Genomic DNA, 17,206 nt, shown 5'->3' on the forward strand with positions numbered 1-17,206 from the left:
GGGCCGCGACGACGCGGAGGTGCCGGTGTCCGACCCGGACGGTCCCCGTACCGAGTGGATGAACGCTGCCGCCGACGTCCTGCGCGGGCTCAACGCCGACGAGGAGCCCGCAGCCCTGCTCCGTCGCGTCGCCCGGCACACGTGCGCGCTCACCGGCGTCGACTCGTGCGCGGTGATGCTGCTCGACGAGACCGGGACACGCCTGGTCACGAGGGCGAGCCACGGGCTGACCGAGGCCTACCGCCACGACCTCGACTCGCTGGCGCCGATGCTGGTGCACCCCACCGCGCACGCACCGGACGTGCCCGCCGCGCAGGCGGTCCGGGAGCGGCGGACCGTCGTGCTGTCCGACGTCGACGGCCTGGGCGAGGACAGCCCGTGGCGGGCCGCGGCGGGCCGGGAGGGGATCCACTCGATCCTCGCCGTCCCGCTCGACGCCGACGACGGCTGCGCGGGCGTCCTCGTCGGGTACACCCGGCGCGCCCACCGGTTCGCGGCCTCGGAGCTGGCCCTCGCCGAGCTGATGGCCCAGTACGTCGCGACGGTGCTGCGCGCGGCGCGGGTCAAGGAGGTTCAGCGCAGCACGATCGCCCAGCTGGAGAAGACCAACGCCGAGCTGACGACGGCCGTCGAGAGCCTGCATCACGAACGCGCGCAACGGGAATGGGCCGAGGCCCAGGACCGGCGGCTGGTGGCCCTGCTGCTCGACGACGCGGGGCTCGACGGCGTGCTCGACGCGCTCGCCGACGCGTTGGCCGCGACGGTGGTGCTGGAGTCGGCCGAGGACGGGACGGTGCTGGCCCGCTCGGCGGACGCCGCGGCCGGCCGGGAGCGCCCGGCCGCGACGGCCGCGCTCCCACTCGGCCGTGAGCTCGGCACGCTCGGCCCGGGGTCGTCGCCGGTGCGGCTGGAGCTCGGCGACGCGCACGCGTGGGTGCTGGCGCTCGCGGTGGCGGGTGAGGCCGTCGCCCGGCTCTGGGTGATCCGCGACCGGGACGCGGGCGCGGGCGCGCCGCCGCTGGTCCGGTCGGTGATCGAGCGGTTCGCCCCGCTGGTGGCCCTGGAGCTGCACAAGCGCAGGCACGCCGCCGACGCGGCGCTGCGGCTCACCCGCGACCTCGCCGTCGACCTGGTGAGCGGCGGCGGGCGGGACCGGGACCTGCGCGACCGGGCCCGCGCCCTCGGCCACGACCTGACGCGGCCGCACACGGTCGTGCTGGTCCCCGCCGGCGCCGCCGCGACGCGCAGCGCGCGGGCGGCCCGCCAGGCCTTCGGGGACGCCGCGCTCGTCGGCGAGGACGCCGGGTCGCTGGTCGTCCTCGTCCCCGACGCGGACCGGGCAGCCCTGGTCGCGGCCGCGGCCGCGCTGCCCGACAGGCCGACCGTGGTCGGGGCGACCGTGACCGGGACCGAGGACTACCCGGCCGCATGGCGCGTGGTGCGCACCGCCGCCGCCCTCGCCGCCGCGGGCCCGCGTCGGGCTGGGCCCGTGGTCGACCTCGACGACCTCGGCGTCGCCGCGCTGCTGCTGGAGTCCGGCGCACCCGACGGCCTGCGCCGACTCGCCGACCGCACGCTCGGCCCGCTCGAACGCCACGACGCCCAGCGGTCGACCGATCTCGTGGGGACGCTGCGCGCCTGGCTCGACGCGGGCGGCGCGACAGCCGAGGCGGCCCGGGCGCTGCACGTGCACCCGCACACGGTCGGCTACCGGCTGCGCAGGGCCGGCGAGCTCACCGGCCTGGACCTGCAGCGGGCCGACGCCGTGTTCGAGCTGCGCGTCGCGATGATGGTGCGGGCGGTCCAGCGGGCGGCCGGGCATCCGTGACCGCCCGCAGCCCTGCGTCGCCGGCACAGAAATCCGGGCGTGCGTTGGACACCCGGCCATGGCGCGTCGTCGCGGGATGGCGCCACGATGACCGGGCCGGGCGGCGCGCGACGGGGCGCGTCGTCGGCGCGGACCGGAGGTCGCGGATGTACCGGATCGGGATCGACGTCGGCGGAACCTTCACCGACTGCGTCGCGGTCGACGAGGAGACCGGCGCGGTGCGCACCTGCAAGGTGCCGACGACGCCGCAGGACCAGTCCGACGGCTTCGTCGCCGGCGTCGAGGCGCTGGGCGTACCCATGTCGGAGATCTCCCTGGTGCTGCACGGCTGCACCGTCGGGCTCAACGCGGTGCTGACCCGCACCGGCAACACCATCGGCGTGATCACCACCGAGGGGTTCCGCGACGTGCTGGCCATGGGCCGCGGGCAGCGGCCCGGCGGCGACCAGTTCAACCCGCGCTGGCAACGCGAGTTCGGCGACACCCGCCGCCCGTTCGTGCCACGGCACCTGCGGCGCACGGTCGCCGGCCGGATCGACCGCGACGGCGTCGAGGTCGTCCCGCTCGACGAGGCGGGGCTGGAGTCCGAGGTCCGGTTCCTGGTGGGGCAGGGTGTCGAGGCGATCGTCGTGTGCCTGGTCAACGCCTACGCCGACGACAAGCACGAGCGCCAGGCCGCCCGGATCGTCGCCGACGTCGCGCCCGGCCTGCCGTGCTGGACCTCGACCGGCGTGCATCCCTGCTTCAAGGAGTACCCCCGCTTCTCCACCGCCGCCGTCAACACCTACGTCGGGCCGCTGGTGCAGGGCTACCTCGAACGCGCCGAACGCCGGCTGGCCGAGCTGGGCTACACCGGACCGCTGATGCTGATGCAGTCCAACGGCGGCGTGCTACCCGCGGCGACGGCCCGCGACCGGCCCGCGTACACGCTGCAGTCGGGGCCGTCGGGCGGTGTGATCGGCTCGCAGCGCGGTGGCGGCCGCATCGGCCTGCAGAACCTCATCACCCTCGACATCGGCGGGACCAGCGCCGACTGCGCCGTCGTCGCCGACGGGCGGCCCGTCGTGACCACCGAGCTCGAGCTCGAGCACGACGTGATCATCGCGCTGCCCGCCCTCGACGTGCACAGCATCGGCACCGGCGGCGGCTCGATCGCCTGGGTCGACACCCGCGGCGCGCTGCGGGTGGGCCCGCGCAGCGCCGGTGCCGAGCCCGGTCCGGCCTGTTACGGCCGCGGCGGCACCGAGCCGACCGTCACCGACGCGCTGGCGGTCCTCGGCATCCTCGGGCAGGCCCGGTTCATGGGCGGGACGGCCACGTTCGACACCGAGGCCGCGACGGCCGCCGTCGCCCCGCTGGGCGAGGCGCTCGGGCTCGACACGCCCGCGGCCGCGCAGGCGATCGTCGACGTCGCGACGGCGGCGATGGTCGAGGCGGCCCGCGAGGTGTCGGTCTACAACGGCATCGACCCGCGGCGGTTCGCGCTCTACGCCTACGGCTCGGCGGGGCCGGTGTTCGGGGCGTCGATCGGGCGGGCGCTGGGGTGCGAGTCGGTCGTCGTCCCGCCGCAGCCGGGCGAGGAGTCGGCCTACGGGCTCGCGCTGGCCGACCTGCGGATGGACGTCGGCGAACCGGTGGTCAAGCAGCTGGGCGAGCTGCCGCCGGGTGCGTTGGAGGACGCCTACACCCGGCTGCGCGACGACGCCCGCCGCACCCTCGGCGACCGCCCGGGGATCGACGTGACCCGCTGGCTCGACGGCCGCTACCAGGGCCAGACGTGGGAGACACCAGGCGTCCCGGTCCCCGGGCGGCCGCTCGACGACGCAGCGATGACCGAGCTGCGGGCCAACTTCGACGACACCCACCGCCGGACCTGGGGCTACGCCGTCGGGCACGCCGACGTGAAGGTGACGATGGCGCGGGTGACCGCGACCGTCGCGCTGGGCACGCCCGACGCACCCGAGCTCGCGGCGTCGTCCGGGGCGGCACCGCCGTCGGCCGAGGGGGCGCGGATCTTCCGCGGCGGGGCGTGGCGGGAGGTGCCGGTCGTCGACCGGGCCGCGCTGCGCGCCGGGGACCGCGTCGACGGCCCGGCACTGGTCGTGCAGCCGACCGCCACGACCGTGCTCGACGACGGCGACACCGCCCGCGTCGAGCCGACCGGACACATCGTGATCACGTGGGGAGCCGACCGATGAGCACGCCTGCACGCGGCGACGACGCCGTCGGCCTCGAGATCCTGCGCAGCGCCTTCTACGCGACGGTGCGCCAGGCCGGCCGGATCATCCTGCGGTCGAGCTTCTCCCCGATCATCCGCGACGCGTTCGACTTCTGCGTGACGCTCGTCGGGCCGATCGCGCCGCCGCGGCTGGACCTCGACATCGTCGCGATGAACGAGAGCCTCGCGCACTTCTCCGGCGTCATGCCCTACATGGTGCGCAACCTCGTGTGGGAGTACGGCGTCGAGAACCTGCGCCCGGGCGACCTGATCGCCTACAACAACCCGTTCAAGGGCGGGAACCACGTCTACGACAACGGGTTCTTCCGGCCGGTCTTCCACGGCGGCGAGCTGATCGGCGGGGTCGCGGTGAAGGCGCACCTGGTCGACATGGGCGGGCTGACCGCGGGCGGCTACTCGGTGCGCAAGCGCTCGCTGTTCGAGGAGGGCGTCGTCATCTCCGGCGTCCAGGTCTACCGCGACGACGAGCCCTTCATCCCCGGCTTCAACCTCTACTTCGACAACTCGCGACTGCCGCAGAACATGCTCGCCGACCTGCAGGCGCTGCACAGCGCCGCGTCGTTCGTCGAGGAGCGGCTGCTCGCGCTGGCCGACCAGCACGGCGTCGAGACGCTGCACGACGCCATGGCCTACACCCTCGACTACGCCGACCGGTCGACCCGCGAGGGGCTGCGCGCCCTGCCCGACGGCGACTTCGTCGGCGAGGACGGCATCGACGCCGACGCCTACAACGACGAGCCGTACGTGATCCGGACGGTGGTGCGCAAGCGCGGCGACGAGGTCGAGGTCGACTTCAGCGGCACGACGCGGGAGGCGGCGTCGTCGGTCAACTGCTCCGTCTTCGACGCCATCAACGGCGTGTTCACCGCGGTCAAGTTCCTCTGCGACCCGCACAACCCGAACAACGCCGGCGCCTTCCGGTGCGTGAGCATCGTGATCCCGGAGGGCACGTTCGTCAGCGCCCGCCCGCCCGCCGCGACGACGATGTACTTCGACGCCGCCGAGGCCGTGTTCAACGCCGTGACCAAGGCGTTCCTGTCGGGCGCGCCCGCCGAGGCGGCCTTCGGCGGGCACTACAGCACCAACATGGGCCTGCTGATCACCGGGACGACCGGCGCCCCGTCGAGCGGTCCCCGGCGCAACCTCCCCCCCGGGGTGGCCGAACAGCTGGCCGCGGCGACGCAGTCGGTCCCGGTGACCCTCGACGACCCCGACGGGTCCGGGCGGCGGCTGTTCGTCGCCCCGCTGTTCGCCCTCGGCGGCTTCGGCGCCTCGGCGGCCGGCGACGGGGAGAGCTTCGTGTCGATGAGCCAGCAGAACCTCATGGAGATGTCGGCGGAGGCCATCGAGGAGGACCACCCGGTGATGGTGCTGCGCAAGGAGTTCGCGACCGACACGGCCGGCCCCGGTGAACACCGCGGCGGCGCGGGCGTGGTCTACGACCGGATGGTCGTCTCGCGGGCCGACGTCTACCCGCTGCTGCTGCACCTGCGGGTGCTGCCGTGGGGCAGCAAGGGCGCGGAGGCCGGGCGGCCGGGCGGCGCCTGGGTCGGCGTCGCCGGTGCCGACGCCGAACCCGGCAGCGCGGTCGCGCGGAGCTGGCTCGTCGCGCGCGACGACGGGCCGGGGCTGGAGCCGCTCGGCGGCTACTTCGACGACGACGGCGGGGCCGTCGCGGCCGGGGAGGGTCGCTGGGTCAACGGCCTCGGCGACGTCGACGCCGGGCCCGGCACCCTGGTCCGGGTGCGCACGCCGGGGGCGGGCGGCTGGGGCGACCCGCACCGGCGCGACCCGGCCGCGGTGCTGCGCGACGTCCGGGACGGCTACGTCAGCGTCGAGGGCGCGCGCCGGGACTACGGCGTCGCCGTCGAGGGCGACCCGGAGACCGCGCCCGACCGGCTGCGCGTCGACGAGGCGGCGACCGCGGTGCTGCGCAACGGAGGTGCCCGATGACCATGCTGTTCGGACGTCCGGAGGAGACCGAGCTGTCGGTCCCGCGGACCCGCCTCGACGAGACCTGCCCGCGGTGCGGGGGCGGCGACGTCGAGGGCTACCCGATGCTCGACCTGCGCGGCTGGTGCCTGGTCGCGCGCTGCCCCGGCTGCCTGCACGTGCTGCGCCGCGAACCGAGCCCGACGCCGTTCGGCTTCACCTACGTCCCGTTCAGCGCCCACCTGCGCGGCGCGGGTGGGTGACCGGGTCGCGGTCGTCACCGGGGCGGCCGGCGGCATCGGGCAGGCGGTCGCGCGGGCGCTGGCGGGCGACGGGTTCCGCCTGGTCGTCACCTCGCGCGACCCCGCGTCGCTGGCCGAGACCCTCGACCAGGTCCGCGGCCTCGGGGCGACCGCCGAACCGGTGGCCTGCGACGTCCGCGACGAGGCCGCGGTCGCGGAGCTCGCGTCGGCCGCCGAGGCGCTCGGGGCGGTGCACACCGTCGTCGCCAACGCCGGGGTGACCGGACCGGTCGGGCCGCTGCACGAGGCGGCCCTGGCCGAGTGGCGGGACTGCCTCGCGACGAACCTCGACGGCGTCTTCCTGACCTTCCGCGCGTTCGCGGCCGGGATGATCGCGCGCCGGGAGGGGTCGCTGATCGCGATCGGCTCGATGACGGGCAAGCGCCCGATGGCCGGCCGCGGACCGTACGCCGCGTCGAAGCTCGGGGTGATCGGTCTGGTGCGCACCCTGGCGACCGAGCTCGGACCGTCGGGGGTGCGGGCGAACTGCGTGTGTCCCGGGCCGGTCGGCGGCGGCAGGCTCGACGCCCTGGTGCGGCGCAACGCCGTTCGCGACGGGATCACCGAGGACCGGGCGCGCGCGGCGTTCACCGACATCTCCCCCATGGGCCGCACCGTCGACGCCGACGAGGTCGCGGCCGTCTGCGCCTTCCTGGCCTCCGACGCGGCCGCGGGGATCACGGGCGAGGACGTCAACGTCTCGGCGGGGACGGTGATGTACTGACCGGCTCCTGAGCGGCCCGTGAGCGAGGCCTCGTCTCACGCAGCGCCCGGCGGGGTCAGGCAGGCGGGCCCGCCCACGGCGTCTCGGGGCCGACGGCGTCGGCCCGGAAGCGCAGCGCCGGGTCGAGGTAGCGCACCTCGACGGGCGCGTAGAGCGCCTCGACCCCCGCGCGGACACCCGGGTAGGCCGCGGCGTACGCCGCGATCTCGGCGTCGGAGGCCGGGATGCGTGCCTCGCGCATCAGCGAGCGGACGGTGTCGGCGGTGGCCGTGTCGATGTTGGTCGTGTCGGTGGTGGTCGTGTCGGTGGTGGTCGTGTCGGTGGTGGTCATGTCGGTCTCCGGTCCCGGAACGGCGGCGGGGCTCACGCGGCGACCGCCTCGTCGCCTGCGGCGAGGGCGGGTACGCGCAGATGGTGGGTGGTGCGGGCCTGGAACGCGCTGCCCGCGCGCAGCAGCGTCGCCTCCTCGAACGGGCGCCCGGCCAGCTGCAGCGACAGCGGCATCCCCGACGCCGTCGCGCCCATGGGCAGCGCGAGCACCGGGTTGCCGACGGAGTCCCAGTAGCCGGTGTGGATGTGGGCGAACAGCTCCATGATCTCCGTCGTGCCGTCGAGGTAGCCCTGCAACGCGGGCGCGCCGACGGAGATCGTCGGACAGGCGACGACGTCGACCTCGGCGAACAGCCGGCCCAGCGCGAGCTGCCCGGCGCGGCGCATCCGCTGGGCCTGCACGTAGTCGGCGCCCGACACCATGGCGCCCCGGGCGATCATCGCGCGGGTGGCGGCGAAGTAGTCGTCCCAGCGCGTCGTCATGTCGGTGCGGTGGTAGGCGAGCGCCTCGCAGGCCGTCGTCACGATGTCGGCGGTCATCAGCTCCGCGCGCAGCGGCAGGACGACCTCGACCGTCGTGGCGCCCGACGCCTCCAGCTGCGCGACGGCGGCGTCGAACGCGGGGGCGAGTGCCGGGTCGGCGCCGTCGGGGAAGTGCCCCTCGCGCACGACCCCGATACGCAGCCCGGAGAGGTCGTCACCGGCGGGCTCCGCGGTGAACGGTGCGTCGACGCAGTCGGGGTCGCTCGCGTGCGACCCGGCGATCACCGCGAGCACGGCGGCGCAGTCGGCGGCCGACCGCGCCATCGGGCCGATGTGGTCGAGGCTGTAGCCCAGCGGGACGCAGCCGGACTTGGGCACCCGGCCGAACGTCGGCATCAGACCGGTGATCCCGCACAGCGCCGCCGGGATGCGGATGCTGCCGGCGGTGTCGGTGCCCAGCCCCGCGAGGAACATGCCCGCGGCCACGCCCGACCCGGTCCCCGAGCTCGACCCGCCGGGCCAGGTCTCGAGGTCCCAGGGGTTGCGCGGCACCGGGAACGGCTTGCCGAGGTCGGGCATGCCGCACGCGAACTCCATGGTCGTCGTCTTTCCGGTGATCACCGCGCCCGCGGCCTTGAGCCGGGCGACGACCGGGGCGTCCTTCCCGGCGCCCCAGCTGCGGTCGAGGACCAGCGACTGCGCGGTCGTCGGGCCCTCCGCCATCGCGATGATGTCCTTGACGCCGAAGGGGATCCCGTGCAGCGGGCCGCGGTCGTGGCCCGCCGCGAGTTCGGCGTCGGCCCGGTCGGCGGTCGCGAGGGCGTACTCGTCGAACCGGGCGAGGTAGGTGCCGACGCGCGCGTCGAGCCGGTCGGCGGTGGCGATCGCGGCCTCCGTGAGGGCGCGGCTGGTCGTGGTGCCGGCGCGCAGGGCCGCGGCGGCGTCGGTCAGGGTGAGGGACACGGGTGGGCTCCGATCGGAGTCGGGGTCGGGGCCCCGGCGGCCGGGAGGACGCCGGGGAAGGGCAACGGTCGCGGAGAACGGCGCAGGAAGGACAGCGCAGGAAGGACAGCGCAGGAAGGACAGCGCAGGAAGGACAGCGCAGGAAGGACAGCGCGGCAAGGACAGGGGTCGACCGTCAGGGCAGGCAGGGGCGATGGTCAGAGCAGGCCGGACGCGGTGGCCCGGCAGACGAACCGGAACCGGTCCGGGCGGATGCGCAGGAACGCCACGTCGATCACGCGCCCGCCGGGGTCGGTGATCGTCTGCTCCACCGCGAGCAGCGGGGCCCCGGCCGCGAGCCCGAGCAGCTCGGCGGTGCCGGCGTCGGCGGGCACGCAGTCGATGACGAACTCCGACTCCCCCAGCACCACGCCCGCGTCGGCCATGAGCTGGTACCAGTGCCCGTGGAACGACGTGGCGAGCAGCCGCTGCGCCTCCGGGTGGACGACGTAGTTGGTCGCGACGGCGCTGGGCAGGCCCTCGGTCATCGCGACGTACTCCAGGCGCAGCACGGGCGTGCCCGGCTCGACGCCCAGGGCCTCGGCCAGCGTGACCGGCGCGGGCACCGTCGACCGGTCCAGCACCCGCGGCGGTGTCGTGACGGCGTACATCGGCCCGCGGGTGACGCCGAGGGCCTCGTCCATCTCGGTGCGCGGCGGGTCGGCCATCACGTGGGTACCGACGCCCGGGAGCCGCTCGATCAGCCCTTCCGAGCGCAGCATCGCCAGCGCCTCCCGCACGGCCGCGCGGGTGGCGCCGTACGCCGACATCAGGTCGGTCTCGGAGGGCAGCGCACCCTCGGGGAACCGGTGGGCGAGCAGCGCGGCACGCAACAGGTCGCGCAGCCGCCGGACGTCCTCGCCGCGACGGACACCCGGTCGTCGTCGCGGAACCGGCATGCTCACAGCACCCGACGGTAGGAACGCGCCGTTGCGCCCGGGTGGCGCGGACATCACCGACACGTTGCTCATGCGCCCGTCACGGCGGGCACGGCACCGGCGACGTGCTCTGCGACGGTGCGGACCGTCGCGAACCCGCACTCGCCCATGACCTCGACGCCCGCCTCGTGCAGCCGTGGGGTGGCGGCGGCGCAGGCGTCGGCGAGCAGGGTCACGCGGTAGTCGCGCATGAACGCGGCCCGGACCGTCGACTCCACGCAGATGTTCGTGACGACGCCGCACACGGCCAGCTCGTCGACACCCAGACCGCGCAGCAGCGGGTCGAGCGAGGTCCACAGGAACGCGTCGAACCGGCACTTGTCGACGGTGAGGTCGGCGGGCGTCCAGCCGAGGTCGTCGACGACCTCGGCGTCCCAGGTGCCGAGCAGCAGTCCGTCGAGGGCCGCGAGGGCGCCGTCGCGGCGCAGGTTAGGTCCCTCGTCGGCGCGTCCAGGGCGGTAGAGGTGCCGGGTGAAGACGACCGGCGTGCCGGCCTCGCGCGCCGCGTGCACGGCGGTCGCGGCGTGGGCGACGGCCGCGTCCACGCCGGCGAGGCCCAGCCCGACCCGCGGCACGGAGCCCTCCGGCCGGCAGAAGCCGTTCTGGAGGTCGACGACGAGCAGTGCGCCGGTCATGGTGTCGCCTCCGTGACGATCGCGGCGGTCGGGACGGCGGGCCTGGCCGCGGGCAGACCGAGGTCGGTGGTCCGGCCCGGCAGCCAGGCGTTCGGTTTGCAGGAGTCGTGGCAGGACCCCTCGGTGGAGCAGCACAGCGAGCAGATGGCGCCCTGGTGGAACGGGCAGGTCGCCATGTCCACCAGCTCGTAGGTGCCCGCGCACCGCACGCACGTCGCGTCGGTGGCGCCCTCGGGGAACTCGCTGGTCCGCGCCTCGTAGAAGCGGCCCTTGGTGAGCACCGCGAGCACCGGCGCCAGCACCAGCGCGAGCACGAGGGAGACGAACGGGGCGAGCGCGGCCATCGTCGAGCCCATGGCACCGAAGTAGGCGACGAGCGAGAACACCGCCGCGATCACCATCGACCCGAAGCCGACGGGGTTGACGTTGAACAGGTGCGCACGGCGGAACTCGACGTGCCGCGGGCCGATCCGCAGCCAGCGTTTGACGATCACCAGGTCGGCGACCATGGCGCCGATCCAGGCGATGCCGACGTTGGCGTACACGCCGAGCACCGTGACGATGTGGTCGAAGATGTCCAGCTCCATCAGCACCAGTGACAGCGCGACCTGGAAGACCACCCACACCGCGCGGCCGGGGTGGCGGTGCAGGACGCGGGAGAAGAAGTTCGACCACGACAGCGAGCCGCTGTAGGTGTTCATGATGTTGATCTTCACCTGGGACAGCAGCACGAGGACCCCGGCGAGCACGAGCGCGACGGTGTGGTTACCGGTGAGCCGCTGGTACACGGTGGTGAACAGGTCGACCGGGAGTGCGACCTGGTCGGCGGACGCCTGGGTGTCGGCGTACCCGACGAGCAGCGTCGAGGCGAAGAAGATCACGAGGGCGAAGAACGCGAAGCCGGGGCCGCCCATGATCACCGCGGCGCGCCAGCGACCCCGCTTCCCGGGCCGGGGGTCGGGCATCAGCCGCAGGTAGTCCCCCTGCTCCCCCACCTGCGTCGCCAGCGAGAGGTTCGCCGCCGCGATGACGAACACCGCGACGAAGCTGAGCCCGACCACCGACGCGGCGCCGCCCTGCGGCTGCGGGTTCACCATGTGGGCACCGGCGTCGGGCGCGGTGGCGGCGGTGACGACGGCGATCCCGATGAGCGCCACCCACAGCGGCCAGGTCCAGGCCTGGAACTTCGAGCTGAAGCTCATCCCGTAGAGCGTCAGCGGGATCATCACGGCCGCGACGACGACGTAGGACCAGTGGATGTCCAGCCCGGTCAGCGCCGTGACGGCCTGGGCCATGATCGCGCCCTCGTAGGCGAGGAAGATCAGCGTGTACGTCGCGTAGACCAACGACGTCACCGTCGAGCCCAGGTAGCCGAAGCCGGAGCCGCGGGTGAGCAGGTCGATGTCGATGTGCTTGCGGGCGATCGCGAACGCGATGACGATCGTCAGCGGCAACGTCACGGCGCTCGCGATCACGAAGCCCCACACGGAGTTCGTGAACCCGAACTCGTTGACGAAGGCCGCGTCGAGCGCGTAGCCGGCCATCGCCGACAGCCCGACCAGGCACGACAGGAAGACCATCCACGGCGACCAGCTGCGGAACGAGCTCGGCGTGTACCGCAGCGAGTAGTCCTCCATCTGCGGGTTGTCGGCGACTTTCACGGGCGGGCCTCCCGGTGCTCCTCGATGACGAGCGAAAGCTAGGAAGCGCGCATTGCGTCCCGATGACGCGCCGCGTTGCGCCGGGTTGCGCCGCGCCCGGCCTGGCGTCCGAGCCCGCGACGTGCGCGAACCCACGCGATGATCGGAGCCGCGCCGAAGCCGGGCCCGCTGCGCCGCTCCCCTGCCACCCGTCGTCCGCACCGATCCGTCCGTGACCGCACCGGTCCGGCGTGACCGCGTCGGTCGATCGGGGGACACGGGGATCGTCCGTCGCGTCGACCGGCGGGCCGACGGGTGGAGGCCCGAGGCGGGGGCAGTGTCGGAGGCATCGGAGCGACGGCCCGGACCGGACGCCCCGCCCGACACCAGGAGGACGACATGAGCACCAGCACCGTCGAGGCCACCGAGACCACCACCGACGAAACCGGGACCACCACCGGGCCCCGCCGCACGCCCCGCGGGATCGAGGCGTTCGCGGCACTCGCCGCGATGGACTGCTACGGGTTCGGCATCGGCTACGACTACTACGGCGCGCTCTACGGCCCGGACCCCGAGTCCGACCCGCAGGCGCAGCCGGTGCGCGAGGAGCGCCGGGAGCGCAAGGAGCACAAGGAACACACGGAGCACACGGGGTTCGGCCGCGGACTCGTCGCCGCGGCAGCCGGGCTGGGTCGCGTATTCGGCTTCGGCGGCACGCCCGCCGGGGCGGCCCGCTGACCCGCCGGGCGGGCGCGGTCCCCGCGGCCGTACTCGCTGCCGACGAACCGGGTCAGCGGCCGGTCCAGCGCGGCGGGCGCTTCTCCAGGAACGCGGCGATCCCCTCGGCCCGGTCGGCGGAGTCGGCGATCGCGACGCCGGCGACGGCCGTCGCGGTCCAGCCGCGTTCGTCGGGGAGCCCGGCGACGGCATCGACCGCGCGCAGCGTCGCCCGCACCGCGACCGGGGAGTTGGCACAGATCTGCTCGGCGAGTGCGACCGCGGCGTCCTCGGCGGCGCCGTCGTCGACGAGCTCGGAGACCAGGCCGAGGTCGAAGGCGCGCTGTGCCCCGATCGGCTGCCCCGTCAGCAGCATCTGCTTGGCGACGGTCAGCGGCAGCGGCCGCGGGGCCCGGAACAGCGCCCCGCAGTTGGCGACGAGGCCGCGCGCCACCTCGGGCAGCGCGAACCGCGCCGACCTCCCGGCCACGACGACGTCGCAGGCGAGCACGATCTCGAACCCGCCGCCGTAGGCGATGCCCTCGACGGCCGCGACCAGCGGTGTCGACCGCACCCGCCGGACGACGCCGTAGTTGCCGCCGCGCGGTGTCGGCTCGCCCGCGCCCCCGGCGAGGTCGGTACCGGCGCAGAACATCCCGGGCCCGCCGGAGAGGACCCCGCACCACAGGTCGGGGTCGTCCTCCAGGTCGTTGAGCGCGGCGTCGAGGGCGGCCGTCATCGCGGCGTCGACGGCGTTGCGCTTGGCCGGCCGCTCCATCCGGACGAGCAGCACGTGCCCGCGACGCTCGGTCGTCACCCGGTGCGGGGTGGCGGGCGCGGTCATCGCGCTCCCCCACCGGGGCGGTGCCGCGCACGGGCACCGGGGCGGTCGTCGGCCGGCCGGCTGTTGCTCACCGCCCCACTCTCGCAGACGCGCCGGGTCAGCCCGCGACCTCGTCGGGACGCCGCGCGACGACGTCGCGCCCGGTGTCGGGGCCGGGTCTGGTGATCGCGACCGCGACGGTCGGCAGCACGAGCACCGTCAGCACGGCGGCGCCGACGAGTGCTGCCCCGTTCTCGGGCAGCATCGTGCCGTTGCGCAGCCCGATCTGGGTCAGGGCGACGACCAGCGGGAGCGCGGTCGCCGTCACGAGCACCGTCTGGACCCGTTCGCGCAACGACAGCACCCGCAGGTAGACCAGCAGCGCGGGCAGCCCCCGGATGAGGATCATCAGCCCGAAGAACAGCAGGAGCCGCAGCGGCGCCGCCGCGATCGCCCGCACGTCGATGGTCATGCCGGAGTAGACGAAGAAGATCGGGATGAGGAACCCGTGCCCGGCGACGTCGAGCTTCTCCTCCAGCACGCGCGCGTTCCGCCCGGCCCACCGGCGCAGCACCATGCCCGCCACGAACGCGCCGAGCACCGCGTCGAGGTGGAACCGTTCGGTGACGGCCAGCAGCAGGACGAGCAGCAGCACGGTGAACCGCAGCGTGATCTGGCTGGTCTCGTGCTGGCGCTCGCTGATGATGTCGTCGAGCCGCCCACCGGGGCGCAGCACCCGCGCCGCGACGCCGAGCAGCACGGCGAGAACGACGACCGCGGCCAGCGAGAGCAGCGCGACGAAGCGGTTGCCGATGCCGAGGAAGACCGCGATCGCGAGGATCGGCAGCAGCTCGCCCGCAGCCCCGCCCGCCATCAGGTAGCCGCCGAGCCGGCCGCGCAGCATGTCGTTCTCGCGCAGGATCGGCACGAGCGTGCCGAGCGCGGTCGTCGTCATCGCCAGCGCGACGGGCACGAACGCCCGGACCAGCCCCGCCCAGGCCAGCAGTCCGATGACCCCGAGCGCGAGCGCCAACGAGACGAACCAGGCCACCAGCGCCCGGCGGCCCGCGTCCTGTCGGTACAGCCGCTGGTCGATCTCGTAGCCGGCGAGCAGGAACACGAAGCCGAGCCCCAGGTCGGCCAGCGGCTCGATCGCCGTCGGGTCGGCCCAGCCCAGCACCGCGGGCCCGACGACGATCCCGCCCGCGAGCAGCAGCACGACCTGCGGGACCCGCAGCCGCGGGAGCAGCCCGAGCAGCAGCGGGGCGACGGCGGCCACGAGGGTGACCGCGAGGAGGCTCTGCAGCGCCTCACCGACGTTCTCCACGCTCCCGGGGTCTCCTCGCGCCGTGGTCCGCCGGGCGCACCACCGTTCGGGGCCGCCCCGACACGGTCTCGGTCGGGCCTCCGCGATCGTTAGCCGCGCAGCGGGCGGCGGTGGATGCGCTGCCGCGGGGCGTGGCGGTGGCGGCCGTGTCGGCTCGCCCCGGGCGGCCCGCTCCGGGGCCGGCGACGGAGGACCGGTCCCGGGCCGGAACGCTCCCGCCGGTACCGCGCGAGAAGGGCGATGCGCGGCCCGGGACCGTCCTCCGTCCGGGGCCTCCGACTGGCCCCCCTGTGGAGGCCCCGTACCCGGACAACGCGGCGGAACCCGGATCCGGCGTGCCAGGTCACCCGTTCGTGGCGGAGCGCGGGTCAGGCCGCGGGGCCTGCGGCGAGCGTCACGGTCGCCGTCCGCGCGCTCCCCGACGCGTCCGACCAGCCGATCTCCACGTGGTCGCCGGGCCGGTGCGCGGCCAGTGCCGCCGAGAGCGCGTCGGGGCCGTCGACCGGCGTCGCGCCGACGGACGTGACGACGTCGCCCGCCGCCAGCCCCGCCGCGGCGGCGGGCCCGCCCGGCACGACGCCCGAGACGACGGCGCCCTCGGCTGCCGGGTCGGCCACACCGCCCGCGCCCTGCGCCAGCTCGACCCCGAGGAACGCCGGGGTGCCCTGGGTGATCGCGTCGCTCTGCTCACCGGAGGTGATCTGCTGGGCGATGTCGAGTGCCGTCCCGATCGGGATGGCGAAGCCGACGGTGCCCGACGACGAGCCCGGCAGCGCCGCGGTCCGGAACGACGGCCCGGACGACGCCGACGACGCCGCCGTGTCGATCCCGACGACCGCGCCGCCGGCGTAGAGCGGGCCGCCGGAGTCGCCCGCCTCGATCGCCGCGTCGACCTCGATCATGCCCGTGAGCTGCTCGGAGTCGCCGCCCGACTCGTCGCCCGCCGTGATGGCCTGGTCGAGCGCGAGCACGGTTCCCGGCGCGGCGCTGGGCGTCCCGCCGACGCCGCCCGCGTTGCCGACCGCGGTCACGGCCGTACCGGGCGCGACGGCGGCCTGCTGGGCCGAACTCGCCAGGACCGCGGGCGTGAGGCCGGAGGCGTCGGCGAGCCGGAGCACGGCGACGTCGTCGGTGGCGTCGGTGCCGACGACCGACGCTCGGTAGCTCGCGCCCGTCCCGACCACGGTGACGGTGATCGACGTGGCATCCGCGACGACGTGGTTGTTGGTGAGAACCTCGCCGTCGGCGGTCAGCACCAGGCCGGTACCCGCGGCGCGCCCGGTGCCGTAGTCGAGGACGGTGTCGATGTCGACGACGCCGACCTCCTCCTGGGCCGTCGCGGCGCGGGTCGGGCCGCCCGTCCCCGAGCCGTCGTCCCCGGCGCCGGGCGGCAGGGCGACGTGCCGCGCGGCTTGCGCCGTGCCGGACGCGACGGTCGTCACCGCACCGGTGCCCACGACACCGGCCGTGACGGCCCCCGCACCCAGGACGGCCGCCGCCGCGGCCGCCGCGGCGGCGACGGCCCGCGACCGGCGGCGCGGCCGGCCGGACCGGGACGCGGCGCCGGGTCGGGCGTGGTCGTCGGGTCGGGCCTGGTCGCCGGGCTGTGGCCGGTCGTCGGGCTGTGGCCGGTCGCCGGGCTGCGGCCGGTCGGTCCGGGCCTCGTCGTCGGGACGGTTCTGCATGACGCACCTCGGGATCGGGATCGGTTGCCCTCGTCGTCCGTGGTACGCGGCGAAAGGAAGACGTCGCTGTGAACGTCCTCGATGTCTGCTGAGACGGCACGCGGCCGCGGTCGGCCGCGTGACCGGGTTCGGCGGCCGTGGGGCCACGATGGTCGTACCCATTCGCCCGGCCGGCTCCCGACCCGGGCCGCCCGCCGACCGGAGACCGGACCCATGCGCGCCGCGAACCTCGCACTCAAGTTCCTGCTCGAGCTCTGCGCCTTCGTCGCGCTCGGCTACGCGGGCGCCCGGCTGTTCGACGGTGCCGGCGCGGTCGTCGCAGCGGTCCTGCTGCCCGCGGCGGCGATCGCCGTGTGGGCGCTGTGGTGCGCGCCGCGCTCCGCGCGGCGGCTGCCGACGCCCGCCCGCATCCCCGTGGAGCTGGGTGTGTTCGCGCTGGCGGCGGTGCTGCTGGGCGTGACGGGCGCGCTCGTGCCGGCGATCGTGCTGGCCGCCGTCATGGCGGTCAACGCCGTCCTGCTCTCGACACTGCACCAGTGGGAGGCCTGACCCCGCCGCCGCCCCGCCGCCGCCCCGCCGCCCCGCCGCAGCCACCGCCGAC

General features: G+C 75.1%; 15 protein-coding genes. 7 read left to right on the forward strand and 8 right to left on the reverse strand.

Annotation, left to right across the window (positions count from 1 at the left end; genetic code table 11):
* Positions 1–25 precede the first annotated feature (25 nt).
* From PSD17_RS18245 to PSD17_RS18265, 5 genes are all read left to right on the forward strand, one after another.
* Positions 26–1,828 (forward strand): helix-turn-helix domain-containing protein, encoded by a 1,803-nt coding sequence (locus PSD17_RS18245; RefSeq protein ID WP_339123712.1) that lies wholly within the window; start codon positions 26–28, stop codon positions 1,826–1,828.
* Between the two features lie 146 nt (positions 1,829–1,974).
* Positions 1,975–4,026, forward strand: a complete 2,052-nt coding sequence (locus tag PSD17_RS18250) for a hydantoinase/oxoprolinase family protein (protein ID WP_339123714.1) — start codon at positions 1,975–1,977, stop codon at positions 4,024–4,026.
* Positions 4,023–6,020 (forward strand): hydantoinase B/oxoprolinase family protein, encoded by a 1,998-nt coding sequence (locus tag PSD17_RS18255; protein ID WP_339123716.1) that lies wholly within the window; start codon positions 4,023–4,025, stop codon positions 6,018–6,020. The genes PSD17_RS18250 and PSD17_RS18255 overlap by 4 nt, the downstream gene beginning before the upstream one ends.
* Positions 6,017–6,262 (forward strand): hypothetical protein, encoded by a 246-nt coding sequence (locus PSD17_RS18260; RefSeq protein WP_132975413.1) that lies wholly within the window; start codon positions 6,017–6,019, stop codon positions 6,260–6,262. The genes PSD17_RS18255 and PSD17_RS18260 overlap by 4 nt, the downstream gene beginning before the upstream one ends.
* A complete protein-coding gene (locus PSD17_RS18265) occupies positions 6,255–7,025 on the forward strand; it encodes an SDR family NAD(P)-dependent oxidoreductase (protein WP_013674583.1) in 771 nt (256 codons plus the stop codon). Before PSD17_RS18260 ends, PSD17_RS18265 begins: the two co-directional genes overlap by 8 nt.
* A gap of 55 nt (positions 7,026–7,080) precedes the next feature.
* Here PSD17_RS18265 and PSD17_RS18270 read toward each other — a convergent pair whose 3' ends face one another.
* From PSD17_RS18270 to PSD17_RS18290, 5 genes are all read right to left on the reverse strand, one after another.
* Positions 7,081–7,356, reverse strand: coding sequence for a hypothetical protein (locus PSD17_RS18270; RefSeq protein WP_339123719.1), 276 nt, complete (start codon positions 7,354–7,356; stop codon positions 7,081–7,083).
* 32 nt (positions 7,357–7,388) lie between these two features.
* A complete protein-coding gene (locus tag PSD17_RS18275) occupies positions 7,389–8,801 on the reverse strand; it encodes an amidase (protein WP_339123720.1) in 1,413 nt (470 codons plus the stop codon).
* Positions 8,802–8,998: 197 nt separating this feature from the next.
* A complete protein-coding gene (locus tag PSD17_RS18280; RefSeq protein ID WP_339123908.1) occupies positions 8,999–9,739 on the reverse strand; it encodes a GntR family transcriptional regulator in 741 nt (246 codons plus the stop codon).
* A 68-nt stretch (positions 9,740–9,807) separates the two neighbouring features.
* Positions 9,808–10,413: a cysteine hydrolase family protein gene (locus PSD17_RS18285; RefSeq protein WP_339123722.1), complete on the reverse strand. Its 606-nt coding sequence runs from the start codon at positions 10,411–10,413 to the stop codon at positions 9,808–9,810.
* Positions 10,410–12,074: a purine-cytosine permease family protein gene (locus PSD17_RS18290; RefSeq protein ID WP_339123724.1), complete on the reverse strand. Its 1,665-nt coding sequence runs from the start codon at positions 12,072–12,074 to the stop codon at positions 10,410–10,412. The genes PSD17_RS18285 and PSD17_RS18290 overlap by 4 nt, the downstream gene beginning before the upstream one ends.
* Positions 12,075–12,452: 378 nt before the next feature.
* Between PSD17_RS18290 and PSD17_RS18295 the strand changes: the two genes are divergently transcribed.
* Positions 12,453–12,791: a hypothetical protein gene (locus PSD17_RS18295; RefSeq protein WP_013674575.1), complete on the forward strand. Its 339-nt coding sequence runs from the start codon at positions 12,453–12,455 to the stop codon at positions 12,789–12,791.
* 52 nt (positions 12,792–12,843) lie between these two features.
* Here PSD17_RS18295 and PSD17_RS18300 read toward each other — a convergent pair whose 3' ends face one another.
* From PSD17_RS18300 to PSD17_RS18310, 3 genes are all read right to left on the reverse strand, one after another.
* Complete coding sequence (locus PSD17_RS18300) at positions 12,844–13,614, reverse strand: enoyl-CoA hydratase-related protein (RefSeq protein WP_013674574.1); 771 nt, start codon at positions 13,612–13,614, stop codon at positions 12,844–12,846.
* A gap of 97 nt (positions 13,615–13,711) precedes the next feature.
* Positions 13,712–14,920 (reverse strand): cation:proton antiporter, encoded by a 1,209-nt coding sequence (locus PSD17_RS18305; RefSeq protein WP_339123728.1) that lies wholly within the window; start codon positions 14,918–14,920, stop codon positions 13,712–13,714.
* Positions 14,921–15,288: 368 nt separating this feature from the next.
* Complete coding sequence (locus PSD17_RS18310) at positions 15,289–16,605, reverse strand: S1C family serine protease (protein ID WP_339123729.1); 1,317 nt, start codon at positions 16,603–16,605, stop codon at positions 15,289–15,291.
* Between the two features lie 213 nt (positions 16,606–16,818).
* Here PSD17_RS18310 and PSD17_RS18315 point away from each other — a divergent pair, with 213 nt between their 5' ends.
* On the forward strand, positions 16,819–17,154 hold the full coding sequence (locus tag PSD17_RS18315; RefSeq protein WP_013674571.1) for a YrdB family protein: 336 nt from the start codon (positions 16,819–16,821) through the stop codon (positions 17,152–17,154).
* Positions 17,155–17,206: the final 52 nt, after the last annotated feature.

It is taken from the genome of Pseudonocardia sp. D17 (assembly GCF_036984265.1).
GTDB classification, from domain to species: domain Bacteria; phylum Actinomycetota; class Actinomycetes; order Mycobacteriales; family Pseudonocardiaceae; genus Pseudonocardia; species Pseudonocardia benzenivorans.

Coding starts and splice junctions, on each gene's coding strand:
- PSD17_RS18315 (WP_013674571.1), top strand. CDS start 16,819: ATGCGCGCCGCGAACCTCGCACTCAAGTTCCTGCTCGAGCTCTGCGCC.
- PSD17_RS18260 (WP_132975413.1), top strand. CDS start 6,017: ATGACCATGCTGTTCGGACGTCCGGAGGAGACCGAGCTGTCGGTCCCG.
- PSD17_RS18310 (WP_339123729.1), bottom strand. CDS start 16,605: ATGCAGAACCGTCCCGACGACGAGGCCCGGACCGACCGGCCGCAGCCC.
- PSD17_RS18285 (WP_339123722.1), bottom strand. CDS start 10,413: ATGACCGGCGCACTGCTCGTCGTCGACCTCCAGAACGGCTTCTGCCGG.
- PSD17_RS18300 (WP_013674574.1), bottom strand. CDS start 13,614: ATGACCGCGCCCGCCACCCCGCACCGGGTGACGACCGAGCGTCGCGGG.
- PSD17_RS18295 (WP_013674575.1), top strand. CDS start 12,453: ATGAGCACCAGCACCGTCGAGGCCACCGAGACCACCACCGACGAAACC.
- PSD17_RS18270 (WP_339123719.1), bottom strand. CDS start 7,356: ATGACCACCACCGACACGACCACCACCGACACGACCACCACCGACACG.
- PSD17_RS18280 (WP_339123908.1), bottom strand. CDS start 9,739: ATGCCGGTTCCGCGACGACGACCGGGTGTCCGTCGCGGCGAGGACGTC.
- PSD17_RS18250 (WP_339123714.1), top strand. CDS start 1,975: ATGTACCGGATCGGGATCGACGTCGGCGGAACCTTCACCGACTGCGTC.
- PSD17_RS18255 (WP_339123716.1), top strand. CDS start 4,023: ATGAGCACGCCTGCACGCGGCGACGACGCCGTCGGCCTCGAGATCCTG.